At 39.8% G+C, this 26,436-nt stretch carries 22 protein-coding genes and 1 tRNA gene; 4 read left to right on the top strand and 19 right to left on the bottom strand.

Going from position 1 to position 26,436, the window contains the following annotated elements:
• Nucleotides 1-4,346, bottom strand: a 4,346-nt coding sequence (locus HT696_RS06740) for a MucBP domain-containing protein (protein ID WP_173283460.1), incomplete at its 3' end; no start/stop codon positions are given.
• Nucleotides 4,347-4,589: 243 nt separating this feature from the next.
• Between HT696_RS06740 and HT696_RS06735 the strand changes: the two genes are divergently transcribed.
• Nucleotides 4,590-5,756 carry an IS30 family transposase gene (locus tag HT696_RS06735; protein WP_000163013.1) on the top strand — a complete coding sequence of 389 codons (1,167 nt, stop codon included), beginning with the start codon at nucleotides 4,590-4,592 and terminating at the stop codon, nucleotides 5,754-5,756.
• Between the two features lie 437 nt (nucleotides 5,757-6,193).
• Here the strand turns inward: HT696_RS06735 and HT696_RS06730 are convergent.
• The 18 genes from HT696_RS06730 to HT696_RS06645 all read right to left on the bottom strand — a co-directional run bounded on the left by HT696_RS06730 (nucleotide 6,194) and on the right by HT696_RS06645 (nucleotide 22,876).
• Nucleotides 6,194-6,265: transfer RNA gene (locus HT696_RS06730), tRNA-Arg, on the bottom strand.
• Nucleotides 6,266-6,331: 66 nt separating this feature from the next.
• Complete coding sequence (locus HT696_RS06725) at nucleotides 6,332-7,318, bottom strand: GMP reductase (RefSeq protein WP_049546505.1); 987 nt, start codon at nucleotides 7,316-7,318, stop codon at nucleotides 6,332-6,334.
• A gap of 199 nt (nucleotides 7,319-7,517) precedes the next feature.
• On the bottom strand, nucleotides 7,518-8,297 hold the full coding sequence (locus tag HT696_RS06720) for a Sua5/YciO/YrdC/YwlC family protein (RefSeq protein ID WP_084928462.1): 780 nt from the start codon (nucleotides 8,295-8,297) through the stop codon (nucleotides 7,518-7,520).
• A 27-nt stretch (nucleotides 8,298-8,324) separates the two neighbouring features.
• The gene (leuD, locus tag HT696_RS06715) at nucleotides 8,325-8,918 is read right to left on the bottom strand and encodes a 3-isopropylmalate dehydratase small subunit (RefSeq protein WP_084928461.1); all 594 of its coding nucleotides are present in this window, start codon (nucleotides 8,916-8,918) and stop codon (nucleotides 8,325-8,327) included.
• A gap of 9 nt (nucleotides 8,919-8,927) precedes the next feature.
• A complete protein-coding gene (leuC, locus tag HT696_RS06710; protein ID WP_173283459.1) occupies nucleotides 8,928-10,310 on the bottom strand; it encodes a 3-isopropylmalate dehydratase large subunit in 1,383 nt (460 codons plus the stop codon).
• Between the two features lie 3 nt (nucleotides 10,311-10,313).
• Complete coding sequence (locus tag HT696_RS06705; RefSeq protein WP_173283458.1) at nucleotides 10,314-10,583, bottom strand: DUF1294 domain-containing protein; 270 nt, start codon at nucleotides 10,581-10,583, stop codon at nucleotides 10,314-10,316.
• On the bottom strand, nucleotides 10,580-11,617 hold the full coding sequence (leuB, locus tag HT696_RS06700; RefSeq protein ID WP_173283457.1) for a 3-isopropylmalate dehydrogenase: 1,038 nt from the start codon (nucleotides 11,615-11,617) through the stop codon (nucleotides 10,580-10,582). The genes HT696_RS06705 and leuB overlap by 4 nt, the downstream gene beginning before the upstream one ends.
• An 11-nt stretch (nucleotides 11,618-11,628) precedes the next feature.
• Nucleotides 11,629-13,191 carry a 2-isopropylmalate synthase gene (locus tag HT696_RS06695; RefSeq protein WP_173283456.1) on the bottom strand — a complete coding sequence of 521 codons (1,563 nt, stop codon included), beginning with the start codon at nucleotides 13,189-13,191 and terminating at the stop codon, nucleotides 11,629-11,631.
• 314 nt (nucleotides 13,192-13,505) lie between these two features.
• Nucleotides 13,506-14,162: an MmcQ/YjbR family DNA-binding protein gene (locus tag HT696_RS06690; RefSeq protein ID WP_173283455.1), complete on the bottom strand. Its 657-nt coding sequence runs from the start codon at nucleotides 14,160-14,162 to the stop codon at nucleotides 13,506-13,508.
• 43 nt (nucleotides 14,163-14,205) lie between these two features.
• A complete protein-coding gene (locus HT696_RS06685; RefSeq protein ID WP_094753109.1) occupies nucleotides 14,206-14,838 on the bottom strand; it encodes a copper homeostasis protein CutC in 633 nt (210 codons plus the stop codon).
• A 91-nt stretch (nucleotides 14,839-14,929) separates the two neighbouring features.
• Complete coding sequence (locus tag HT696_RS06680; RefSeq protein WP_173283454.1) at nucleotides 14,930-15,289, bottom strand: YbaN family protein; 360 nt, start codon at nucleotides 15,287-15,289, stop codon at nucleotides 14,930-14,932.
• Between the two features lie 104 nt (nucleotides 15,290-15,393).
• Nucleotides 15,394-17,481, bottom strand: a complete 2,088-nt coding sequence (gene topA / locus HT696_RS06675; RefSeq protein ID WP_173283453.1) for a type I DNA topoisomerase — start codon at nucleotides 17,479-17,481, stop codon at nucleotides 15,394-15,396.
• 269 nt (nucleotides 17,482-17,750) lie between these two features.
• The gene (gene dprA / locus HT696_RS06670; protein WP_173283452.1) at nucleotides 17,751-18,599 is read right to left on the bottom strand and encodes a DNA-processing protein DprA; all 849 of its coding nucleotides are present in this window, start codon (nucleotides 18,597-18,599) and stop codon (nucleotides 17,751-17,753) included.
• Nucleotides 18,600-18,686: 87 nt separating this feature from the next.
• Nucleotides 18,687-19,376 (bottom strand): sugar phosphate nucleotidyltransferase, encoded by a 690-nt coding sequence (locus tag HT696_RS06665; RefSeq protein WP_173283451.1) that lies wholly within the window; start codon nucleotides 19,374-19,376, stop codon nucleotides 18,687-18,689.
• 11 nt (nucleotides 19,377-19,387) lie between these two features.
• Nucleotides 19,388-20,266, bottom strand: a complete 879-nt coding sequence (locus tag HT696_RS06660) for a DMT family transporter (RefSeq protein ID WP_000791832.1) — start codon at nucleotides 20,264-20,266, stop codon at nucleotides 19,388-19,390.
• Nucleotides 20,256-21,125, bottom strand: a complete 870-nt coding sequence (locus HT696_RS06655) for a phosphotransferase (RefSeq protein WP_173283450.1) — start codon at nucleotides 21,123-21,125, stop codon at nucleotides 20,256-20,258. The genes HT696_RS06660 and HT696_RS06655 overlap by 11 nt, the downstream gene beginning before the upstream one ends.
• Before the next feature lie 16 nt (nucleotides 21,126-21,141).
• Nucleotides 21,142-22,164 (bottom strand): ribitol-5-phosphate dehydrogenase, encoded by a 1,023-nt coding sequence (locus tag HT696_RS06650; RefSeq protein WP_172922424.1) that lies wholly within the window; start codon nucleotides 22,162-22,164, stop codon nucleotides 21,142-21,144.
• 4 nt (nucleotides 22,165-22,168) lie between these two features.
• Nucleotides 22,169-22,876 carry a 2-C-methyl-D-erythritol 4-phosphate cytidylyltransferase gene (locus HT696_RS06645; RefSeq protein ID WP_024057711.1) on the bottom strand — a complete coding sequence of 236 codons (708 nt, stop codon included), beginning with the start codon at nucleotides 22,874-22,876 and terminating at the stop codon, nucleotides 22,169-22,171.
• 439 nt (nucleotides 22,877-23,315) lie between these two features.
• Here HT696_RS06645 and tacF point away from each other — a divergent pair, with 439 nt between their 5' ends.
• Genes tacF through HT696_RS06630 form a run of 3 tightly spaced genes read left to right on the top strand, consistent with a single transcriptional unit; the run spans nucleotide 23,316 to nucleotide 26,427 of the window.
• Complete coding sequence (tacF, locus tag HT696_RS06640) at nucleotides 23,316-24,803, top strand: type IV teichoic acid flippase TacF (protein ID WP_173283449.1); 1,488 nt, start codon at nucleotides 23,316-23,318, stop codon at nucleotides 24,801-24,803.
• A 9-nt stretch (nucleotides 24,804-24,812) separates the two neighbouring features.
• The gene (locus HT696_RS06635) at nucleotides 24,813-25,616 is read left to right on the top strand and encodes a phosphorylcholine transferase LicD (RefSeq protein WP_173283448.1); all 804 of its coding nucleotides are present in this window, start codon (nucleotides 24,813-24,815) and stop codon (nucleotides 25,614-25,616) included.
• Nucleotide 25,617: 1 nt separating this feature from the next.
• The gene (locus HT696_RS06630; protein WP_173282680.1) at nucleotides 25,618-26,427 is read left to right on the top strand and encodes a phosphorylcholine transferase LicD; all 810 of its coding nucleotides are present in this window, start codon (nucleotides 25,618-25,620) and stop codon (nucleotides 26,425-26,427) included.
• Nucleotides 26,428-26,436 lie beyond the last annotated feature (9 nt).

The following is a 26,436-nucleotide window of genomic DNA, read 5'->3' as shown; positions in this document are numbered from 1 at the left end:
TCTGGCTTAGGTTCTGGTTTAGGTTCTGGCTTAGGCTCTGGTTTAGGTTCTGGTACGGCATTTTCCAGAATGTAAACATAAGTCACTTCAAGAGTTTGGCCTGCTACAACCTTGCCTGTTTCATCACCTTTAGTACTTTGAGGAACCAGTTTATATACTTTACCATCTGCTGTAGTTATGCTTGTTGGTTTTTGATCTCTTGTATCGTAGTCAGTTCCGGCTTTGGCATTATCAGTATCCGTAACCGTTGGAGTCACTGGTTGTTGATTTTCATTGGTTCCTTGAAGAGGATTGCCTTCTGTATCAACATAATGAACAAGGACTGAACCGGCTTTTTCATAGACATAGGTTACTTCTGTTGTTCCTTCTACTACGTCTCCAGTTTCTTTAGAACCGTCTTTAAGTGCTTTAGCTGTTAGGTAATATTTAACACCGTCTTTAGTAATTTCATCTTTTTTGTGGTCTGTTGTATCGTATTTAACGTTTAGAGAAGCATCTGTTTCGTCTTTTTCGTCTTCAGCGATTACGTTACCTTCAGTATCTTCATACTTAACGACTACGTTACCTTTTACTTCTTTATACACGTATGTTACTTCTACAGTATCTCCAGCTACAACCTTGCCTGTTTCATTTCCTTTAGTTGAAGCTTCAACCAATTTGTATACTTTTCCTTCTGCAGTTGTGATACGGCTTGGTTTCATTCCGTTATCTGCAGTATTGTATTCTGTTCCTGGTCTACCATCTGTTGTATCATTATTAGTTTCAGGGACATTATTTCCTTCTGGATCTGTTCCTGATATTGGATTACCTTCTTGATCTGTATAATGAACTACTACTGATCCGGCTTTTTCATAGACATAGGTTACTTCTGTAGTTCCTTCTACAACAAGACCTTCTTCTGGTTTAGAGCCGGCTTTAAGAGCTTTTTCTGTTAAGTAGTAAACAATTCCGGCTTTTTCGATTTTCTCTGGCTTGTTGTCAGTTGTGTCGTATTTAGCGTTTAGAGAAGCACCTTTAGTATCTTCTTTATCTTCAGCGATTACATTACCTTCTGTGTCAACATAGTGAACCACTACGTCTCCAGTTACTTCTGTATAAACATATGTTACTTCAAGTGTTTTTCCTGCTACTACTTGCCCTTCCACAGTTCCAACGTTTTCTCCGTTTGTTACGACTGCTTCGGCAGAGTAAGTTGCATTAGTTGTAGTAGTACCTGCTTTGGTAACTAGTTTATATTTCGTGTTGTTAAATTCAATTGTTGCTGGTTTTTCATCATTTTCAGCTGCGTTATATGCTGTTCCTGCTTTAACATTTGTAGAATCTTGTACAGATGTTTTAATTTCAGTACCGTCTGTATTAATGTATTTGATGACTACTGAACCGGCTTTTTCGTAGACATAAGTAACTTCTTTTGTTTTACCTTCTTCTACTGTTCCAGTAACTGGTGCTGAATCTGCTTTTACTCCGTCATTTGAAGTTGTTAAGTAGTATACTTCTCCAGTTGCTGTTGTAATCTTGTTCGGCTTATTAGCTGGAGTGCTTGCATCATAATTGGTACCATTTGATACATCTGTCGCATTGGCAACAGCTAAACCTTTGTCTTCTACTGTAGTTGGAGTTGTAGCATCATCAAATGTTAATACACCTGTTAATTTCGTACCATCTGATAATTCATATTTAGTCACTACACTTCCTAGTAACTCATACTGATAAGTTACAGTGATTTCGTTCTCTTCTACTGTACCAGCTGCTGGTTTAGATCCTGCTTGTAAACCATCTCTATCAGCAATTAGTCGATAAACTTTTCCATCTGCTGTGGTAATCTTAGATGCTTTTTTACTAGTAACATCATAGTCAGAATTTACACTTGCATCTGTTACAGGTTTTAATCCATCAACTGTTACTTCTTCAGTTGAATTATTAGGCATTGTTGCTGTTCCAGCGATTGGTTGTCCAGCTTTATCAACATACTTCACATTTACTGCTGATTTTTTCTCTTTGTAGACGAATGTTACTACTTTATCAGCTTCTGTTACTGTTCCTGTTTCTGGCGCTGATGTATTGTATAATCCATTATTTTCTTTTACAAGTTCATATACTTTTCCATCTGCTGTTGTAATCTTAGTAGCTTTTTTCTCAGCTACTTTATTATCATAACTTGTGCCTAACTCTGCTTCAGTGACTGCTTTTACTCCGTCTGCTGTTACTGCTTCAGTTGTATTTCCAGGCATTGAAGCTGTTCCTGCTAATGGAGTTCCTTTTTCATCTACGTATTTAACTAGAACATTCCCTTTAGCTTCTTGGTAAACATAAGTGACTTCAAGAGTTTGTCCTGCTACAACCTTGCCTGTTTCATTCCCTCTAGTACTTTGAGAAACCAGTTTATATACTTTACCATCTGCTGTAGTAATGCTTGTTGGTTTTTGATCTCTTGTATCGTAGTCAGTTCCGGCTTTGGCATTATCAGTATCCGTAACTGTTGGAGTCACTGGTTGTTGATTTTCATTGGTTCCTTGGAGAGGATTGCCTTTTGTATCAACATAGTGAACAAGGACTGAGCCAGCTTTTTCATAGACATAGGTTACTTCTGTAGTTCCTTCTACAACAGAACCTTCTTCTGCTGGTGAAGTTTTGGGAACACCATTTACTGTAGTTTTTGTTTTAGTCTCGTCTAAATAGTAAACAGAACCATTTGCTTCCAATTTTTGAGGCTTTTCAGTATCGTTTTCTTTTGTATTATATTGAACGTTCTCTGCAGTTTTGTTTGTACTGACAACTACTTCTTGATTATGCTCATCAAGATAGTAAGTTTTTGTTTCAACTTCTACTACAGCATCAACAGTATCATTATATGAAGATTTAAGAGTTGTTCCATCTTCTGTTTGATAATGTACGGTAACCGAGCCTTTCTTTTCAACTCTACGAGTTACTTCAGGACTATAAGTGTAGGTGATAGTAGTACGACCACTACCTAAACGATAAGCACGAAGCGGTGTATAGGCTGTACGATAGTTATACTTCTCACTAACAGGGCCTTTAACGACTAGATTGAAGTAGAGTTCATACCCATCTCCTTCGTCATATCCAGATTCATTACTTACATTGATGTCTCTATCGGGATCAAAGATTGTAGCAGTAGTTGGTCTCTTTTCGGAATCCAGGGTATCTTCCTTGTCTGAGTCTTCGACTCCAGGTTGATCGAAATATGAAAACGCAAGGTATCTTTTCATATTCCCTTCTGTATTTTGCAAACCTTTTTCTTTGATGTAAGCTAAATAGCCTTTTAAAAAAGCTCTAGTTTTTTCATGACTAAGGCCATCGGGATTGTCTTTGTGAACATTGATTGCCTCATACAATTCATGAAGACTAGATATATTATTTGCTGTAGGAAACTGCACGACATAGGTAAAACTCGTTATGTCATGTCCAGCTGTTACAAAGGTATTTTTTTCTAATACGAAGACATAATCTCCTTCCTTGACACCACCATCTTTAGCGATATTGTCAGAAGTATATTCTTTAGCCGTAGCTTCTCCTGCCTTAAAGGTGTCCTCTAACCATTTATCAGAGCTAGTAGCTGGCGTGTTGGCTACTACATATTTGCCGTAAGTCCCCTTACCAGTTTCTTCGACAATCCAAGTACGACCTCCTGGTTTAACCCCACTGTGGTTAATTTTCCCATCATTTTGAATAAGACCTTCAGAAGTTAGTTTTGCAGTCACAGTTCCAAGAGTAGAGTCAGAGTATACCCCTCCTCCATCACCTGTAATTTCTACAGCTGGATCCCCAATTTTATGATACGTAGTGCCATCTTTTTCAATCGTATCTTTTCCTACTGCACCGTTCTCTTTTGCCTTAGCTAACTCATCATCGGTAATGTTGTTACCTGTTAATGTTTTGAAGACTTTTCCTGATTTTCCGTATACTTCGTAACCTACCGTAATTTGTTTTTTAAAGCCTGCATCTTGATTTTTATTTTCTTCTAAAACCGTTTTATCAGTTGAGACATATTTGTAGTCTACCTTACCGGTTTTAGTAATTTCTTCCGTACCTGTTTCTGTCGGTTTGGGATTAGGATCAAAATCTTTTGAAGCAAGCCCACCATCACTATAATCATCACTCTCAATTTTCACATTTGCTGTGTCTACTGTAATAGAGCCCTTACTATTTGATATAGTAGTTGTCCCATCTTTATTATCAATAATAGCAGCTTCTACAGACTGAGTATTGACAGACAAAGCGATAGCAGCACCCATAATGAGCCCAAGAGTTCCTATTTTTACTGAGTCTGAACGACCGTTTTTTAATTTACGAATAGAAAAAATTTCTTTTTTATTTGAAAACATTTTTAACACTCCATATATATATATATTAACCTGAGTAACTAAATGAGAAAGAAAAACAGGTTATTGATTTTAGTATATCATTTTGCTCATAATTAGACAAGTTTGACACCCGAAATATTTTATTTCTTATGTATATCGTAACTTCTCAAAGTAACTTCCACCTCTCTCCCAAAACTGGAAGTTAGTCTCAGACGACGAATGATGCTAGAATTAAGTCTGAGACTTTTCGTAAGGAGGCACCTCATGACGAAAAAACAAAAACATCTCACTCTAGAAGACCGTATTGACATCCAAACTGGAATCACCCAACAGGAGACTTTCCGTTCCATCGCTGAGAAAATAGGAAAAGACCCATCAACGATTTCAAAGGAAATCAAGCGCAATCGCATCATGCATCCAACATCCGTCAAATCTGATTGCACGGATTGCCCACTTCTCAAAAAAGCTCCTTATGTCTGTAACAACTGTCCAAAAAAGAGGACGGATTGTGGCTTTAACCGCTATCTTTACTACGCCAAAAAGGCCCAGGAACAGTACAAGACTATGTTGAGGGAGTCCAGAGAGGGCATTCCTCTAAACAAGGAAAGTTTTTATCAGATGGACAAGGTCTTAACCCAAGGCATCCAGAAGAAACAAAGCATCTACCATATCATTCAGACACATAACCTACCTGTGTCGAAAGCTACGGTGTATCGGCATGCCAAGCTGGGATATCTAACAGCCAAGCCCATTGATTTCCCTCGGATGGTCAAGTTCAAGGCACGCAGAAAATCCAGAAAAGTAGCTATTCCCAAAGAGCTAAAAATTGGGCGGACCTACCAAGATTTCCAAGAGTTACGAGAAACAGATGATTTCTTCAAATGGTTGGAAATGGACACGGTCATCGGCAGACCTGGTGGAAAGCTACTGCTCACCTTCAACGTTTCCTTCTGCAACTTCCTCTTCGCCTTGCTTTTGGACAACAAGACTGCTCTGGAGGTCGCCACTAAATTCGCAGCTTTGAAAGAAAGAGTCATGGACGGAGGGTATGCCTTCCATCAGCTGTTCCCTGTCATTCTCACGGACAACGGATCTGAGTTCTCCTATGTGGAGGAGCTTGAGCGAGACATTGATGGGAAGTCTCACCTCTACTTCTGCGACCCTAGCCGTCCTGACCAGAAGGGGCGGATTGAGAAGAACCATACAGTTTTGCGAGCCATTCTTCCCAAGGGCACTTCCTTTGACCAGCTGACTCAGAAAGACGTCAATCTAGTCATTTCTCATGTCAATTCCTTGAAACGAGAAGAGTTTCAAGGAAAATCTGCTTACGACGTCTTCACCTTCACATTTGGTGAGGACATCGCTGCTCTTCTGGGTTGTCAATTTGTCAAACCAGAAGACACACACTTATCACCTGATTTATTGAAATAAAGGGAATTTTCCCCTCTAACTACACATCTTATCACCATCGAAAAGTCTCACACTAAACGCTAGCAACTGGAATTTACTCTAAGACGACTCTGTTTTAGGGCTATTTGTCGTGCACTTTTTTCTGAGTCTTTTCGCTTTTGAACCTGTATATATCAAGAAAAAGAAAACCAGTGGAAGTTAGTCTAAGACGGATTTCCACTGATTTCACGCGTTTTTCTTATACTAAATGCTAGGGTGTGGGAAACTGGAAGTTAGTTTTAGAAGTTACCTTCTTATGTATATTACTGCCTCTAACGTATAATATCAGAAAGAGGGCTGTTAAATAATTTATCGAATATAAAAACATAAAACACATCATATCAAGGTCTTCTTGTCTAGACATGATATAATGCGTCTTTATCTTTTATATTTCTACTCAGACTCCTGAGCTATTTACATCCACCCTGAGGGAATCGAACCCCCATCTCAAGAACCGGAATCTTACGTGATATCCATTACACTAAGGGTGGAAACTTGTTTTATTATAACAGAAATTTGCTCTAATAACAAGTTTTTTTCTAGACAGATAGCCCGTCTTAGTGAGAAGCATCCCCATTCCAGATTGAGTTTTTCACGATAACATAATCAACGTGTTTAAGGTCAGCAACCTGACGTCCACCTGCATAGGAGATAGCACTTTGAAGGTCTTGTTCCATCTCAGTTAAAGTGTCTTGTAGATGGCCTTTTGCAGGAAGCAAGATACGTTTGCCTTCCACATTTTTGTAAGCACCTTTTTGATATTGTGAGGCTGAACCGTAATATTCTTTGAACTGTTCACCATCGACTTCAATCGTTTTCCCTGGACTTTCAATATGTCCTGCAAAGAGAGAACCAATCATGACCATGCTGGCACCGAAGCGGATAGACTTGGCAATATCACCATGAGTACGAATTCCACCATCAGCGATAATCGGTTTACGTGCAGCCTTGGCACACCAACGTAGAGCAGCCAACTGCCAACCACCTGTACCAAAACCAGTCTTGACCTTGGTGATACAAACCTTACCAGGACCAATTCCGACCTTAGTAGCATCCGCACCAGCATTTTCCAATTCACGCACAGCTTCTGGTGTTCCCACATTTCCAGCAATGACAAAAGTATCTGGCAATTCTTTCTTGATGTGTTGAATCATAGAAATCACGCTATCTGCATGACCATGAGCAATGTCAATTGTGATGTATTCTGGAGCATCAGCCTTGAGCTGGCTAACAAAATCATACTCATAATCCTTAACACCGACAGAGATAGAAGCAATGAGCCCTTGATCGTGCATTCGTTTAATAAAAGGAATGCGCCCCGCTTCATCAAAACGATGCATAATATAGAAGTAACCACCTTTAGCCAGTTGCTCTGCTACATTTTCATCTAAAATCGTCTGCATATTAGCTGGCACAACAGGTAGTTTAAAGGTGTGCTTTCCTAAAGTGACACTTGTATCCGCTTCTGCACGGCTTTTAATGACACATTTATTTGGAATCAATTGAATATCTTCGTAATCAAAAATTGGAAATTCATTTAACATATCGATGTCTCGTTTCTTTTGTAATGACCTACCTATGCTCTCGCATCACTACGCCTTTTCCGACGTTTCCTTAATTAATTATAAATCAAAGTACAGTTTTTGTCAAATATTTTTATAAATCAAAATTTATTGTTCGGATTTTCTTGTATGAATAAAAAAGAAAGAGGAGAGATTATTTTCTCCCCACTTCTTCTACATTCTAATAATACTCACCCTGACGATAGTCCCATGAGTTAAAGGTGTCTGACAGGTGCATCATAATCTTATCAATGTCAAGCCCTTTGCGGATTACAACTGGAGCTGGTGAAGTTGAACGTGCTCCTCCTTGTTCTGGGATGAGTTTACCGTATTTATCAACCATAGAGACCATCACACCTTGCTCGTAGCGAGTTTCAATCGTTTTGTCAGGCTGGATAGATGCCACATAGTCGTCTGCCTCGATAACAAGGTCAACTGCCCTTTCGATGCGTTCTCCAATACCTTCTACTTTACCACGGTTTCCTTTTCCAGATGGGTTAGCTGATGAGGCATAAACCATCTTGCCTTCTTCCCAAAGTTTGGCAGCCAATTGTTCACCAGCTTTACCAAATTTGATAACAAAACAGCTCGTTCCACGCACGTCAGTCATCAGCTCTTCACGACCATCACCGTATGCTTTGAGTTTTTCAAAAGCTTCTGGTTTCCAAGGAAGGATACAACCAAGAAGAATATCTTCATCCCAATGTTTTTGGTAGAAGGCTTCAATTTCTGGGTTGAGTTGTGCTAAAGCGCGAAGCTCATCCATGCTACCACAGAGAACCACACCTGGTTTGTTACGGTTACGTTCTTTAGCTGCGAACTTGCGCTCAAGTCCTGCCTTGTCGCTAGTCATAATAATGTAGCCAACTTTTGTAGGACAAACGATACAACCGCCCTCACCTTTTAAAATGTCATATCCTTCTTGTGAAAGTGTTCCGTTCCATTGAATGTGTTTTGTCATAGTTCTATTTCCTTTTCTATTTTTCTTCTAATCCTGCCAGTAGGCTGGTCGTTGTTTTTCATAAGCAGCAATCAAATCTTCATACTGCAAGGTAATTCCGATATCATCCAAACCATTTAAGAGCTTGTGTTTCCACTCGCTATCAATTTCAAAAGTGAACTCTCCAATTGGTGAGATGATTTTTTGTCGTTCCAAGTCCACAGTTACCTGGTCAGTCGGTTTGAGCTGGGCTAGCTTTTCTCTAACCTCTCTGGGCTGAACAATTGGTAACATGCCATTATTGAGTTCATTATTGTAATGAATGTCACCGAAAGACCCTGCAATCACAACCTTAAAACCATAGTCTGCTAAGGCCCAAGCTGCGTGTTCCCTCGAAGAACCTGCCCCAAAGTTATCCCCTGAAATGAGAATACTGGCTTTGCGATATTCAGGCCGGTTAAAGACAAAGTCAGGATCCTCAGTATACTTGTCGTCCAGATAACGCCAAGCATACATGAGGTACTTACCAAAGCCTTTCTTATCGATTAACTTGAGAAACTGCTTGGGTAGGATTTGGTCAGTGTCGATGTTATCATTCATGAGAGGAACGGTCGTTCCCGTATAAACTGTAAATTTCTCCATATCCTCTCCTTACTGGGCTTCTGGCATTTGCCGAACATCTACGAAACGCCCTGCAATAGCTGCCGCAGCTGCCATGGCTGGACTGCAGAGGTGGGTTTTAGCACCAAAGCCCTGTCTGTCTTCAAAGTTGCGGTTGCTGGTTGAGGCGCAGTGAACGCCATCAGGTACCTTGTCAGGATTCATTCCTAGACACATGGAGCAACCGGGATCTCTCCATTCAAAGCCAGCATCTAAGAAAACTTTATCCAATCCCAACTTCTCAGCAGCTCGTTTGACAGGACGAGAGCCCGGAACCACGATAGCCGTTAAGTTAGGAGCTATTTTCTTCCCTTTGACAAATCGCGCCGCCAGTTGCAAGTCGCTGAGACGAGCATTGGTACATGAACCGATAAAGATATAGCCTAGTTCAATATCTGCTGGCTTTTGACCAGGCTCCAAATCCATATAATTGTAGGCTCGTTCATCATTCATATCCTTAATTTCTGGGAATCTACTGTCAAAGTCAACACCCATAGCAGGGTTGGTTCCCCAGGTTACCATGGGAGCCAAGTCTGAGACATCCATCCGGATAACCTTGTCATAAACGGCATCCTCATCACTGACAATTGTTTTCCAATCCGCCACAGCCTCTTCAAAGTCCTCTGGAACACATTCTCGTCCCTTAAGATAGTCATAGGTGGTTTGGTCCGGATTCATAATCCCCATCTTAGAACCAAACTCGATGGACATATTGCAGATAGTCATTCGCTCTTCCATGCTCAGTGCATCAATCGCTTGTCCCCGATATTCCACCACATAGCCAACACCACAGGCAACGCCGTACTTGGCAATCAAGGCTAAAATGAAATCCTTGGAATAAACTCCTTTTTGAGGAACTCCAGTGAATTCCACCAGCATTTTCTTGGGTTTGACCTGCCAGAGGGTCTGTGTCGCAAAGACATGTTCGACCTCACTAGTTCCAATTCCAAAGGCGATCGCTCCGAAAGCCCCGTGAGTTGCTGTATGGCTATCCCCACAGACGATGAATTTTCCTGGTTGGGTTCGTCCTGTTTCTGGACCAACCATGTGAACGATCCCCTGCTTTTCAGAACCGTGGGCCGCATGTTCAATCCCAAACTCCTCAACATTTTCAGCTAGCTTATCAATTTGTGCTTTAGAAATCACATCTCGAATATCGTAGATATTGACCGTCGGGACATTGTGGTCAAAGGTTCCAAATGTCAAGTCTGGCCGTCTCAATCTGCGTCCTGCGTCTCGTAATCCTTGAAAGGCTTGAGGGCTGGTCACTTCGTGGATATAGTGCTGGTCCACATACATGAGTTGGGGTTGCCCCTCTTCTCCTGTGATGACATGACGGTCCCATAATTTATCAAAAATCGATTTTCCTGCCATCCATTACCTCCAAATAAAATATAAGGCTACTAGTGTAGTCACCATCCCAAGAAACCAAACTGTTTTAAAGTACCATTTTCGAGTCTTATGGTGAAAAGTGATTCCTGCTAACCAAGCACCAAAACCACCACAAGAAAGGGCTAAAATAAGTAAGATTTTCTCTGGGATGCGCCAAGCTCTTCTCCTTGCCTTGGATTTGTCAATACCATAAATCAAGAAAACCATGACATTCCAAATCAAAAGGACTAGAGTAATTTTTTCATCTAACTTCATAACCTTGCAATAATAGCTTCTGTCATTTCCTTGGTCGAAGCCTGACCTCCTATATCTCTCGTTAAAATTCCCGCTGCCAGACTGGCTTCAACAGCATGCTCGATACGCTCTGCATCCTCATAACGTCCGAAACTATCTCTCAACATCATGGCCACTGATAAAATCATGGAAATAGGGTTGGCAATTCCTTGGCCTGCAATATCAGGTGCTGAACCGTGAATGGGTTCATAGAGACTTGGTCCATTTTCAGAATTACTGGCTGATGGCATAACTCCAAGTGTGCCAGATAGGACGCTTGATTCATCAGAGAGAATATCTCCAAAAAGATTCTCCGTCACGATGACATCAAACTTGGCAGGATTGGTAATCATAAGCATGGCAGCTGAGTCCACCAGCTGGTGTTCCAAGGTCACATCTGGAAAATCCTGTGCGACTTCCTCAGCTACTTTCCGCCAGAGTTTTGAAGTTGCTAACACATTTTGCTTATCGATACTAGTAAGGATTTTTCTGCGATTTCTTGCAATTTCAAAGGCTTTACGAACAATTCGCTCCACTTCCTCATAGCTATAGTCATTGATATCACGCGCTTTTCTCTCTTCAAGAATATGATCCCCAAAATAAATCCCACCTGTCAACTCCCGCACCACAACAAAGTCTACACCAGCAATTCGTTCTGGTTTAAGAGGTGACAAATGCTTAAGACTGTCAAAGATTTTTACAGGGCGAATATTAGCATAGAGACTGAGTTCCTTACGGAGAGCCAGCAAGCCTTGTTCAGGCCGAACCACTGCCCCATCATACTGAGGACTACCGATAGCAGCTAGGAGAATGGCATCTGCTTCTCTACATGCTTTGAGGGTTTCATCAGGTAAGGGATGCCCTGCAGCATCGATACCTGCACCTCCAAAAGGTCGTCTATCAATCTCATAGTCAAAACCTGTTTTTTCAGCTAGAGCTTCCAGGACTTCTAAACCAGCCTCCATGATTTCTGGGCCAATTCCATCTCCTGCTAGAGCTACTATTTTCTTTGTCATAGCCTTCTCCTTTACACACTAGGCATGTCACGATAGGAAACACTGCGTCCCATCTCACCAGCATTTTCTTTTTGAACAAAGGTATTAGCGTTTATATAGGCAATAGCCGAAGCCTTCAACACATCGAAATCAAGCCCTGCTGCATTAAAGATGGTTTCTGTATCTCTATTTTCAACAGTGACCAAGACCCGAGCTTGGGCATCGATTCCATCCGTCACCGCATCGATAGTGTAAGACACCAAGCGAACGGATTGATTGAAGAATTTGTCAATAGCGTTGAAGATAGCCTCAACAGAACCTTGTCCTGTCGCATTAAATTCGACTTTCTCACCATCCATATTAGCCAGGCTAACAAGCGCTTCAATGTCATTATCTGCATGGGTTTGCAGTTGTAAATCATCAAAATGGAAGCCTTCTGGGTTTTCAACCATGGTTCCAGCGACCAGCGCTCGAATATCTGCATCTGTGATTTCTTGTTTCTTATCAGCCAGAGCCTTGAACTTAGCAAAGAGTGGTTTGATGTCCTCTTCTGTAAAGTCTAGGGCTAGTTCTCTTAGTTTCTCAACAAAGGCATGGCGACCAGACAATTTTCCAAGCGGAAGACTATTACTCTTAACACCGACCAATTCAGGTGTGATAATCTCATAAGTAAGAGGATTTTTAAGGACTCCATCTTGATGAATGCCAGATTCGTGAGAGAAGGCATTACCTCCAACGACGGCCTTGTTTTTAGGAACTGGAATTCCTGAGAAGCGAGAAACCATTTCTGACGTATTGATGGTTTCATTTAAAACAATACTAGTTTCTGCTTGATAGTAATCTTGGCGAATATTGAGAGCAACTGCAATTTCTTCCAAAGCAGCATTACCAGCTCGCTCACCAATACCGTTGATAGTCCCCTCTACTCGTCCGGCCCCATTCTTAACAGCAGCAAGGCTATTAGCCACTGCCATTCCGAGGTCATCATGACAGTGAGGTGAATAGATAATCTGACGATCTGTCTTGACATTCTCAATCAGGTGTTTGAAGATAGCTCCGTATTCCTCTGGTGTGGTAAATCCTACCGTGTCAGGGATATTGATATAAGTCGCCCCAGCATCAACCGCTGTTTGAACAACTTGCAAGAGGAAATCCAACTCTGTTCGAGTCGCATCCTCAGGAGAGAACTCGACAATCTCGAACTTAGAACGGGCATAAGAAACATGCACCTTAATAGCTTCCAAAATCTCTTCCTTGCTCTTATTGAGTTTATACTTGCGGTGAATTGGACTGGTAGCGATAAAAACGTGAACCTGTGGATACTTGGCATACTTGAGTGCCTCGTAACAAGCATCAATATCAGACTTGACAGAACGTGCTAACCCAGTCACCGCTGTTTTCTTCAAGGCCTTAGCAATCTCCTGCACTGCCGTAAATGAGTCTGGACTAGCCGCTGGAAAACCAGCTTCAATGGCTGAAATGCCCCATTTCTCAAGCTGTCTTGCAATGGCAATTTTTTCCTTGATTGAAAAGTTAACACCCGGTGTCTGTTCTCCATCCCGAAGGCTGGTATCTAGAAATTCAACTGTTCGCATAAGATTTCCCCTTTTCCAAATATGGTTGTAAAAAAAACATCTCGCTTAGAGATCCAAGCGAGATGTTGATTTACTCCCGCTTGGTAAGCCAAACAGGACTAATGCTTTTTGCACTAGCCCGAGTACCTCAACAACAAAGCGAATTGATTAAACTTAGCTGTTTTCATGTTTGACTTTCTCCTTTGTTTGATATCTTGTTTAGTATTTTAGCATAGGCAAAAGCGCTTGTCAAGAAAAAATCCAATATTTTCTGAAAATTTCTTCAATAGAGAATATTTTGCTAATTGAAAGTTCTTAAAAAATCTTGAAATATTTCATTTTTTAGAGGTTAAATTCCAACTTTTTTCTATCAATTCCAGTACTTTTTCGTCTGATAAAGTATCATCAAGCGCCACACTAATCCAGTAGCGTTTGTTCATATGAAAGGCTGGATAAATGCCCTTTTTTGAAAGTAAGTCAGCTACTTGGTCATGTTTGAGGTTGACTGCTTCCACCTGTCCTTCTCTGCCCTTTTCCAGCTTATCCCAAGAGATTTTCATCAAGACGGCATACCACTTTTTATTTCCTTCGTGTCTTAATACTGCCGTATCAGGCGATTTCTCCCACAGGTAGACCAACTGGTTTCCATACTTTTCCTGAACCTGAGCCATAATACGCTTAGTCTGAGGACAGATATAATCCTGAACATCAAAACAAGTCTTCCGTATCTGGTAAAGAATATCCAAACAAGCCTCACGGACACTTCCTACAAAACTTCCCCTCATGCTTTCCATATGGACTTGAGGATAGAGATCGCCCGTTTCCCGGTCAAAGACCTGAAAACTCACATTATCAGTAGTGATGGAGACTGTCATGACAAAGTCACCCTGCAAAATCTGGCAACTATAAGTCCAGACTTCCCAATTTTCTACAAAACCATAGGCACGAGCCTTTTCTTGATTAAACTGATAGGATTTAAAAATTTCAAACATAAGTGAAAACTGCTACCCAAAGCTAGCAGTTCCTTTCTATTTTTTAAAAGACAACCTTGGTTCCATGCAATTGTGTCACACCCAACTGGTCGATAAAGGTTTGACGATTGTCCAAGTCAATCCCCCCACCTGGTAGAATTTCAATTTTACCTTTAGCATGTTCCAAAATTCTGTGATAGTGAGCAAAACGTTTGTCTAGCGAGTCACCAGATACTCCAGCACGAGTTAAGATACGGGTTACACCAGCTTGGTTGAGCCAGTCAATGGCTTCTAACTGGTCTTCATCACTCAATTCATCAAAGGCCATGTGGAAGACAATTTCCATTCCTTTAGATGCGGCAATCAGCTTCTCAATATTAGCCTTATCCAACTTCTTATCAGCAGTTAAAGCACCAAATACAACCCCTTGACTTCCAGCCTGAGCAGTCAATCGAATATCTTCTAGCATGATAGCAATTTCCATATCATTATAGACAAAGTCGCCACCACGGGGACGAATCATGGTCATAATGGTCGTATCGTAGTTGGTTGCCAATTCAACTGCTGCCTTGGTCACTCCGTAGCTGGGTGTTGTCCCACCAACTGCTAGATTGTCACAAAGTTCAATCCTTCGAGCTCCAGCCTGCATCGCTTTTTCAAGCAAGGTCACATTTTCAGCACAAAATTCGTAAATCATTTGATTCTCCTTGAAGATTACTTTGAATTTATTATATCATATTGTTGTGAATATGCTTTCATTTATATCAAGGAAAATTGCTACTATTTTTTTATTCTTTGTCTAGAATGACTTTAAAGAGATAGTAGGTGATAAAGATGGTCAAAGCTCCCAGACCGATTTTGACTGGTAAAAGAGGTGCAAAATAAATGGAAATTCCCATCAAGATGTAGATAGAAACAATGATTTTTTTCTTACGTTCACGCGCAATAGACTTAGTCTCGCGAAAATCAGCTACATATGCTTGGTAAAGCTTGGTATGATACAACCAATCTTCGAAGCGCTTGGAACTTCTAGAGAAACAAGCGATAGACAGCAAAAGGAAAGGTGTTGTGGGCAACAAGGGCAAGACAACTCCAACAATAGCCAAAGCTAGTGATAAAAAACCAATAATAAGATAAATAATACGCATAACTTCTCCTAGTTAAAATAATCTTCTTCTAGTTTCGCATACAATGATGAATTTTGTCAAGTTCTAATCAAAAGAGCCTGAAATACACTTTCAGGACTCTCCACTTATTTAATCTTTTCTTCTTCATAGTCGCCATTGCTACAAACAACCTGCTTGCCACCACCACGAACTTTTTTCTCCATGAGGAAGTTGCCACATTTTGGACAGTCACGACCAACAGGCTTGTCCCAAGAGGTAAATTCACATTCTGGGTAGCGATTGCAACCATAGAAGAGGCGATTACGTTTGGTTTTACGTTCAATGATTTGTCCCTGATGACAACTTGGACACTCAACACCGATTTCTTTTACGATTGCTTGGGTATGACGGCAATCTGGGAAATTGCTACAAGCGTAGAACTTACCAAAACGACCAAGTTTAATGACCATTGGACTGCCACACACTTCACAGTCAAATCCAGCTGGTTCATCCTTGATTTGGATTTTTTCCATTTCTTCTTCAGCCTTGGCGACTTCTTTAGAGAATGGTTTGTAAAAGGCGTCTATAACACGTTGCCACTGCTCTTTTCCGACTTCTACATCATCTAGTTTGCCTTCCATTTCAGCTGTGAAGGTTACGTTTACGATATCTGGGAAATATTCAACGATGAGCTTGTTGACAATTTCTCCCAACTCTGTCGGTTCAAAACGTTTGGATGCAAGGCGAACATAGTAACGTTTCTGAATAGTTTCAATGGTTGGTGCGTAGGTTGACGGACGGCCAACCCCATTTTCCTCCAAGGTCTTGATCAGTGTCGCTTCAGAATAACGAGCAGGTGGTTGAGTGAAATGCTGCTCTGGTTTGCTATTAACCTGCTTAACTACATCTCCAACAGTCATGTCCGGTAACATCTTATTCTTGTCAGAATCATTATAAATGGCAAGATAACCATCAAACTTAACCTGACTACCATTAGCAGCAAATTGAACCCCATTTTGCGACAATTTAACAGCCATGGTATCAAAGACAGCAGCTGTCATCTGACTCGCTACAAAACGATTCCAGATAAGAGTATAAAGCTTGAGCTGATCCTTATCCAGATACTTAGCGATGCTTTCAGGTGTATTAGAAACGCTAGACGGGCGAATAGCCTCGTGGGCATCCTGAGCTCCTGAAGCATTTTTGACCTTGCTACCATGCTTAGAATACTTGCTACCAAAACGGTCCGTAATAAAGTTTGCTGCCTCATTTTGCGCCACTGGACTGATACGAGTCGAATCGGTACGCATATAGGTAATTAAACCTTGCACACCAGAACCGATATTAATCCCTTCATAGAGCTGTTGGGCAACCATCATAGTCTTTCGAGTACGGAAGTTAATTTTATTGGCAGCGTCCATCTGCATAGATGAAGTGGTATAGGGTAAAGGAGCATTGCGTTTGCGCTCTTTCTTATCCACCTGATCTACTGAAAAATCTTTACTGGTCAGACGAGACAAGACTTCCTTAACCTCATCATTGCTAGTCAGTTTCAACTTTTTGCCGTCTACTCCATAGAAGGAAGCCTGAAATTGCTTGGTTCCCTTTTTAAAGACGCCATCAATTGTCCAGTATTCTTCTGGCTGGAAAGCATTGATTTCATTTTCACGGTCAATGATGAGTTTAAGGGCAATGGACTGGACGCGCCCTGCTGATAAGCCCTTCTTGACCTTCTTCCACAAAATAGGCGAAATCGAATAGCCTACCAAGCGGTCCAAGACACGGCGTGACTGTTGGGCATCAACCAAGTCCATATCAATCTTGCGTGGCTCTTTGAAAGCATTTTTGACCGCATCCTTGGTGATTTCATTGAAGACCACACGGTTGGCATCATTTTCATCTAAGTTGAGAATGTGGGCCAAATGCCAAGAAATCGCTTCTCCTTCACGGTCCGGGTCACTCGCCAGAAAGACTTTATTAGCTTTTTTAGCTTCTTTTTTCAAGTCATTGATAAGAGGACCTTTTCCTCGGATATTGATATATTGCGGTTCATAATTATTTTCAATATCGACGGACATACTGGATTTCTTCAAATCACGGATATGCCCGACACTGGCTAAAACCTTGTAGTTTCTGCCTAGATATTTTTCAATCGTCTTGGCCTTAGCAGGCGACTCCACGATTACTAGATTTTTTTTAACTGTTGATTTTTTCTTTTTTGTTGCCGTAGCCACAGTATCACACCTTTTCAAAGTAATAAACTTTATAAAGTGTAAACCATTTTGCCATAACTGTCAAGACTTAGCTACTATATATAGAAGAAAAGTTTGTCTAGTAAGCGGACTTTCTTCTTATACTCAATGAAAATCAAAGAGCAAACTAGGAAACTAACCTCAGGTTGCTCAAAGCACTGCTTTGAGGTTGCAGATGAGACTGACGAAGTCAGTAACCATACCTACGGCAAGGTGAAGCTGACGTGATTTGAAGAGATTTTCGAAGAGTATTAAAATTCAAATTCTGCAAGAACATCCTGCCCACTGGTGACCAATTTTGCCCCTTCCTGAATCAAATGATGGCAACCGCCTGATAGTCCATCTAAAATGCTACCAGGAATAGCAAAGACATCGCGTCCTTCTTCCATTGCTCTCTCACAGGTAATGAGACTGCCTGAGCGCATCTTGGCCTCTGCTACAATCACGCCACGACAAAGTCCAGCAATGATGCGATTACGGGCAGGAAAATGAAATTTTAGAGGTTGTTCGCCAGGTCCATATTCACTGAGAATCAGATGGTCATTGCCGATGTAGTCTTGCAAGCGTTTATTGGCTTTAGGATAAAACACATCCAATCCTGTTCCAATCACTGCAATGGTTTTTCCGCCATTCTGAAGAGCTGCCATATGAGCTGCTGTATCGATACCCTTGGCTAAGCCACTGACAATAACCAGTTCATTTTCCAAGCCCTGAATGACTTTTTCAACTGACTTAGCTCCCTGTTTGCTACAAGAACGACTTCCCACGACCGCTACCTTAGGAAATTTCAAGAGGTCAAGATTTCCCTTGTAAAATAAAAGTACAGGCGCATCATATATTTCACTCAAATCCCAAGGGTAACAGTCATCTAAAATAGAGAAAGATGGAAATTTTTGAAACTCTTTCTCCAAATGCGAATCATCTATCTGAAAATAACATTCCATAAAAACTGCTGGATTTCGGCAACCTGATATTTCTGCGATATCACCCAACAAAAGTTCTTGATCGACATTTTCACCGTATTCTAGGACTTTCAAAATCTGTTGATTGGTTAAACCTGATTTTTTTAACTTATAGATTTCATAGTTTGTGATTTTCATAAATATCTCCATTTCTTTTTCTACTCATCTATTTATTCGTAAAAAATCAAAAAAACATCCGACTATTTTAGCCAGATGTTGGGATCTTTAATTCTCGTTTTTAAGAATTTCTTCTAATTTATGATAATCTTGGACACTATCGATCTCATAGATGCTATTGCCTTCTAATTCTTCAACATAGACATCTAGCTCTTTGATATTATCCTTAACCATATTGTCCCAATAGAGATCAACAAATTCACCACTTGCATATGCCTTATCGATAAAGCTGACAATCTTTTCTGCTGTTGGAGCATCCCAGAAGGATACACCACTAAGGATGCGACCTGCCTTGCTATCAACAGTAATATCTTGAACCTTGTAGTCGTTTCCATAGACCAAGAACCATTCGTTGGTACAATCTTCACGATAAACACTAAAATAAGTAGAACGTGTCAAATCATTGCGGAACATATTTTTAAAGAGATAATTATCGGCATCGATAACATAACTGTTAGCTAATTCTTCTTTTACAAGATAGAGAGAGTAAAAGTTATTGTAATCAGCGTATTTATCATTGAAAACGAGGCGAACTCCGTATTTTTCTTTCAAGTAATCGAATTGTTCTCTAAGGTAACCAACAATGATGATGATGTCATTAATTCCTTTTTCTTTGAGAAACTCAATTTGGTATTCAATCAAAGGTTTTTGATTAACCTGAACCAAGGCTTTAGGGGTATTTTCAGTCATAGGACGCAAGCGAGTTCCCAATCCCGCTGCTAAGATGATGGCTTTCACACGAATCTCCTTTATTCTTTAATAATAATATAAACTCCAGCAATGACGACAAGTGACGTAATAATTGTCAGCATATCTAGTGGTGCACCCAAGAAAACAACTGCAAACAAGACAGTCCATACTACATAGCTCACGTTCAAGCCTGTAGCCTTGGCTGGTTGCAAGCGATTGATAGCGATATAATAAGCCAAATAGGAAATCATATCAAAGGCTGCAAAGACAATCATGAGACCTAGCAATTGTCCATTGGCCACTTCTGCAAATGACTGATGAGAGAAGAGCACAATCACAAGATAGGACAAGAATGAAGTTACTTGACGGATTAAGAGGGCTTCGATTTCACTCAATTCACTTTCCATGGCAAAAGAGCTAAGAACACTCTCACTTCCCCATGCAATAGCACAAACCAAAGCACAGAGAATCCCAATGTAGAAAGAATTGACCTGTTCAACCTTATAGGTCTGAGCAATAATCCCTCCAATAATCAAGACAATCCCAAACACAGTATTTTTTGAAATCTTGTGCTTCAAAAAGAAGAAAGCCAATAAAACTGAAACTGCAGGGTAAATAGCCGACACAGATGAAGCTAAGGAACTTCCGATATACTTAACCGCATAAAGGTTGGCCTGCATTCCGATAGGACCAGCTAGCAAGGCTCCAATGATAACACTGACATTGCGAATATTTAAGAAAATTGAGAGACGAACTTTTCCTTCTTTTACCAAGAGAAAAGCTAGTAAGATAAAGATACTCAAGAAATCGTGAGCAGCGGCCACCACAAAGGGCGACAAATCTGTAAAAATCGAAAAGATATAAGCACTAATCGTTAGACCTAAACCCCAGAAAATACCTGAGAGTAGACCAAAAGAAACTCCATTTTTATTTTTCATCTGAACCTCCATAATATGACAAACCTTTAACAGCTCTTTGGTAACGACTCACACCATAGTCACCAAAATCTGCACCTTGCTCTTCTTTGTAGACTGTCCATAGACTCCAAATAGCATCTTGTAAAATTTTATAAATGGCAATCTTTTCACGAGAGACAGGTGTTTGCTCACTCTCATAGTGAGATAAGAAGGCTTCTTCCTCTTGACGAGTGAATTCAGACTCTAAAAAGAGAGCAGCCAAATCCCACATTGGATCGTTCATTGATGAATATTCCCAGTCAATCAGATATAGACGTCCTTGAGGTGATTCGATAAAGTTTTCAGGGACCAAATCGATATGACAAGATTTTCTGTCAACACCTAAGTCAGCCAGTCTTTTCTCTAAGGAGAAGACTTCTTCTCGAACAACTTCATAGTTGGCATAAGGGATTTTCTCTTCAATCAAGGATTCGTATTTTTTAATTTCTTCAAAAGGAGCAAATTCTCCTCTTAATTCCTTGCCAGAAGCATGAATAGTTTGTAATATTAGAGCAATTTTGTCAAATTTAGTCTTGATTGACCTTGAATCAAGCGTAATCGCAGATTCGATATACTCATTTACTTTGATACCAGCTTCAATATCAAAAAGATAATTTTTTACATCTAAGTCTAAATCCTTTAGTAGTTCAAGATTGTACTTTTCATCTTGTCGATTGATAAGCTTTTCTGTCCCTTTACCAAAGAATTTAACAATGTATTGCTTATTTGTTGTTTTGACCAAATAGTTTTGATTGGTCATTCCCCCCAGTTGTTCAACACTGAGGACTTCCTCTTCTTGACTAAGTAGGGAAGAAATTTTTTCTTTAATGATTTTCTCCACAATTAACCTCCAGCACTTATACTTCCCACTTAAACACTGTTTTAAAGGCTGTGTTTAAATCGGTTGCAAAGACACGGTGAATATCTTTAATTTCTCTTACAGGTTCTTCTAGATAAAGGATATTTTTAAGACGATTGGCAAATTTCTTGACTTCCATCATTTGGATAGCATTTTCAAAATCAATGCGACCAGAACGAGAGGACCCAACCAAGAGCAAGCCTTTTTCTAAGGCATCGCGTGTATTGAGATTCACTTTATACTCGCTAACTCCCATCATAAGAATCGTTCCCTGAGGACGAATATAGCGAATCAAGTCATTAATTGCTGGTCCAGTACCATCACCACCACAACACTCAAAAGCATGGTCAAAGGCCAAATCTTCAGGAATATTATCAGTAATATAGCATTCTTTGGCAAATGAGAAAAGTTCCAATTTTTCCCAATGACGACCAATAACCACAATCTCTGCTTCTGGCAAAGTATAGTTGATAATATTGGCAACCACAAATGCTAAACTTCCATCTCCGATAACGGCGATTCGGTCCCGCTTGCTATGAGCAAGGGTCAATAGACGATTCATAGCGTGCATGCCGACACTGACAAACTCTGTAATGGCTGCAACCGTATCTTCAATAGCATCATAAGCCACCACACGGTCTTTAGGGAGAGAAACAAACTCTCTCATAAAGCCATCAAAGCCACTGGACAAGAAATGGGTCCCTGTCATGTAGTTCTCATAAAATTCTTCATCACTCTGCATAGGAGGCTGATTGGGAATCATGACAACTTTTTGCCCAACCTCATAGGTTCCTGTCGGGTCAGAAATAACGGTTCCACATGACTCGTGAATCATTGCCATTGGAAGCTTTTTATTCAAAATCTTTGGATCACGTTTTCCTTGGTAGTAACGCTGATCCGCATGACAGACAGCCATGTAGTTAGGGCGGATGAGGATATGATTCTCTTGTTCAATAGCCTCTTCCTGATATTTGACATTGATAAACTTAGGCTTAGTTAGTTGATAAATTTGATTAATCATTTTACTAGTCTTTCTCAATCATACTTTTTGCAATCTTCAAATCTGTTACGGTTGTAATCTTCAGATTTGAGTATTCACCTTTGGCCAAGGCCACATCTTTTCCTTTGATCACAAAGATTTTACATGCATCTGTCAAGATTTCCTTCTCTTCATCAGAAAGAGATCCATAAAGGTCCATGAAGTCCTTGCAACGGAATGTTTGAGGTGTTTGTCCTTGATAAAGGTGAGCACGATTTGGAATATCTGTAATAAATTGGCCATTAGTACTTTCAACGATAGTATCAACCGCTTCTACCACTGTGTCCACTGCGTCATGATTTTGAGCAAGTTTGATATTGTCTTGAATCATGCGAAGTGTAATAAATGGACGAACAGAATCGTGGGTAACAACAATGTCCTCTGGAGTAAGCGGACGATAAGCATCAATGGCTTCAATGATTTTCTCAATACTTGTATTGCGGTCAGCACCACCTTTTGTAATGATGATACGTTCCTTATGAAGAGGAAGATATTTATCTACAAGATCTTCTGCATGAGAAACCCAGTCTCCATGAACCCCAACTACAATTTTTTCAATACTTGGTTCCAAGACAAATTTTTCAATTGTATGAATCAAAATAGGTCGATCACCTAGCTCTAAAAATTGTTTTGGCAAGTTACTGATTCCCATGCGTGTGCCAGTTCCACCAGCAAGAATTCCTGCATAAATCATCTATTTTCTCCTTTGTCTTACTAAAAAAACTTATTCTCTCTATTATACCACAATCTAGTCCTATCATGAAAGAAATACCGACCCTCCCGTTCTAGAATAGAAGGTTTAAGGAGTTCTATTATTCAAAGAAACTAGTCCATTTCTAGTAATGACTAGGAATTCTGTAGTCATTACCGATAAATGGCTGTGAAATTTTAGAGTTCTTCAGAATAATATACTTTCCTTAAAGAAAACTTAAAATTAAGCTTTGAAACTTCAAAGTGATTACTTGACTTATACTCAATGAAAATCAAAAAGCAAACTAGGAAGCTAGCCGTAACTGTACTTGAGTACGGTAAGGCGACGCTGACGTGGTTTGAATTTGATTTTCGAAGAGTATTACTTCCCTTCATTTCTTATTAGCTGACTTTATGATATAATGAAAAACGAGGTAAATTGAATGAAAAGTATAAAATTAAATGCTCTATCCTACATGGGAATTCGTGTCTTAAATATTATTTTTCCCATCCTAACTGGAACCTATGTAGCGCGTGTCTTGGACCGAACTGACTATGGTTACTTCAACTCAGTTGACACTATTTTGTCATTTTTCTTGCCCTTTGCGACTTATGGGGTCTATAACTACGGTTTACGGGCCATCAGTAATGTCAAGGATAACAAAAAAGATCTGAATAGAACCTTCTCTAGTCTTTTTTATTTGTGCATAGCTTGTACAATTTTGACTACCGCTGTCTATATCCTAGCCTATCCTCTCTTCTTTACAGATAATCCAATTGTCAAAAAAGTCTACCTTGTTATGGGGATTCAACTCATTGCCCAGATTTTTTCAATTGAATGGGTCAATGAAGCTCTGGAAAATTACAGTTTTCTCTTTTACAAGACTGCCTTCATCCGTATCCTGATGCTGGTCTCTATTTTCTTATTTGTTAAAAATGAACACGATATTGTTGTCTACACACTTGTGATGAGTTTATCGACACTGATTAACTATCTGATTAGTTATTTTTGGATTAAAAGAGACATTAAACTTGTTAAAATCCACCTAAGTGATTTTAAACCGCTCTTTCTCCCTTTAACAGCCATGTTGGTCTTTGCCAATGCCAATATGCTCTTCACATTTTTGGACCGTCTCTTCCTCGTTAAAACAGGGATTGATGTCAACGTTAGTTACTATACCATGGCTCAGCGAATTGTGACCGTTATAGCTGGGGTTGTAACAGGTGCAATTGGAGTGAGTGTGCCTCGTCTCAGTTACTATTTGGGTAAAGGAGACAAAGAAGCCTATGTTTCTCTGGTTAACAGGGGCAGTCGAATCTTTAACTTCTTTATCATTCCACTGAGCTTTGGACTCATGGTTTTAGGACCAAATGCCATCCTACTTTACGGTAGTGAAAAATATATCGGAGGTGGTATCTTAACCTCTCTCTTCGCTTTTCGGACGATTATCCTGGCACTAGATACCATTCTTGGTTCCCAAATTCTCTTTACAAATGGCTATGAAAAACGTATCACAGTTTACACAGTCTTTGCTGGGCTACTCAATTTGGGCTTAAATAGTCTCCTCTTTTTCAACCATATCGTGGCTCCTGAATACTACTTACTGACAACTATGCTATCAGAGGCCTCTCTACTTGTTTTCTATATCATTTTCATCCATAGAAAACAGCTTATTCACTTGGGACATATCTTTAGCTATACTGTTCGATACTCGCTCTTTTCACTTTCCTTTGTAGGAATTTATTTCCTAATTAATTTCTTGTATCCTGTGGATATGATCATTAATTTGCCATTTTTGATTAATACTGGTTTGATTGTCTTGCTATCAGCCATCTCTTATATTGGTCTACTTGCCTTCACCAAAGATAGCATTTTCTATGAATTTTTAAACCATGTCCTAGCCTTAAAAAATAAATTCAAAAGATCATAGGAGTTTAAAATGAAACAACTAACCATTGAAGATGCCAAACAGATTGAATTAGAAATTTTGGATTATATTGATACTCTCTGTAAAAAGCACAATATCAACTATATTATTAACTACGGTACTCTGATTGGGGCAGTTCGACATCAGGGCTTTATCCCTTGGGACGACGATATTGATCTGTCCATGCCTCGAGAAGACTACCAACGATTTATAAACATTTTTCAAAAGGAAAAAAGCAAATATAAGCTCCTTTCCTTAGAAACTGATAAGAACTACTTTAACAACTTTATCAAAATAACAGACAGTACAACTAAAATTATTGATACTCGAAATACAAAAACCTATGAGTCAGGTGTTTTTATCGATATTTTCCCTATGGATCGCTTTGATGATCCTAATGTCATTGATATTTGTTACAAACTGGAAAGCTTCAAACTTCTGTCTTTCAGTAAACACAAAAATATTGTCTATAAGGATAGCCTTTTAAAAGATTGGATACGAACAGCCTTTTGGTTGCTCCTTCGACCGGTTTCTCCTCGTTATTTCGCAAATAAAATCGAGAAAGAAATTCAAAAATATAGTCGTGATAATGGGCAGTATATGGCTTTTATCCCTTCTAAATTTAAGGAAAAGGAAGTCTTCCCAAGTGGTACTTTTGATAAAACAATCGATTTGCCCTTTGAGAATTTAAGCCTTCCCGCACCTGAAAAATTTGATACTATTTTGACGCAATTTTATGGAGATTATATGACCTTGCCACCTGAAGAAAAACGCTTCTACAGTCATGAATTTCATGCCTACAAATTGGAGGATTAGAATGCAATATTTAGAAAAAGAAGAAATTAAAGAAATTCAACTAGCCCTGCTAGACTATATTGATGAGACTTGTAAGAAACATGATATTCCTTATTTTCTAAGTTATGGAACCATGCTTGGAGCTATCCGCCACAAAGGTATGATTCCTTGGGATGATGATATTGATATTTCCCTTTATCGTGAAGATTACGAGCGTTTACTGAAGATTATTGAGGAAGAAGATCATCCACGTTATAAGGTTCTCTCCTACGACACTTCTTCTTGGTACTTCCATAATTTCGCATCGATTTTGGATACTTCTACAGTTATCGAAGACCATGTGAAGTACAAGCGTCATGACACCAGTCTCTTTATTGATGTCTTCCCAATTGATCGCTTTACAGACTTGAGCATTGTCGACAAGAGTTATAAGTATGTGGCCCTTCGTCAACTAGCTTATATCAAAAAATCACGCGCAGTTCACGGTGATAGCAAATTAAAAGATTTTCTAAGATTATGTAGCTGGTACGCCCTCCGAGTGGTCAATCCCCGTTACTTTTACAAGAAAATTGATCAGCTAGTCAAAAATGCTACAACCAACTCTCCTCAATATGAAGGAGGAATTGGGATCGGTAAGGAAGGAATGAAAGAAGTCTTCCCAGTTGATACCTTTAAAGAACTCATCTTAACTGAGTTTGAAGGTCGTATGTTGCCTGTGCCAAAAAAATATGACCAATTTTTAACCCAGATGTATGGGGATTATATGACACCACCATCAAAGGAAATGCAAGAGTGGTATAGCCACAGTATTAAAGCTTATCGCAAAAGCTGATTAATCAGT

It is taken from the genome of Streptococcus sp. 9903 (genome assembly GCF_013276625.1).
Classification (GTDB): domain Bacteria; phylum Bacillota; class Bacilli; order Lactobacillales; family Streptococcaceae; genus Streptococcus.
This window is presented reverse-complemented; position numbering and strand designations above follow the sequence as displayed.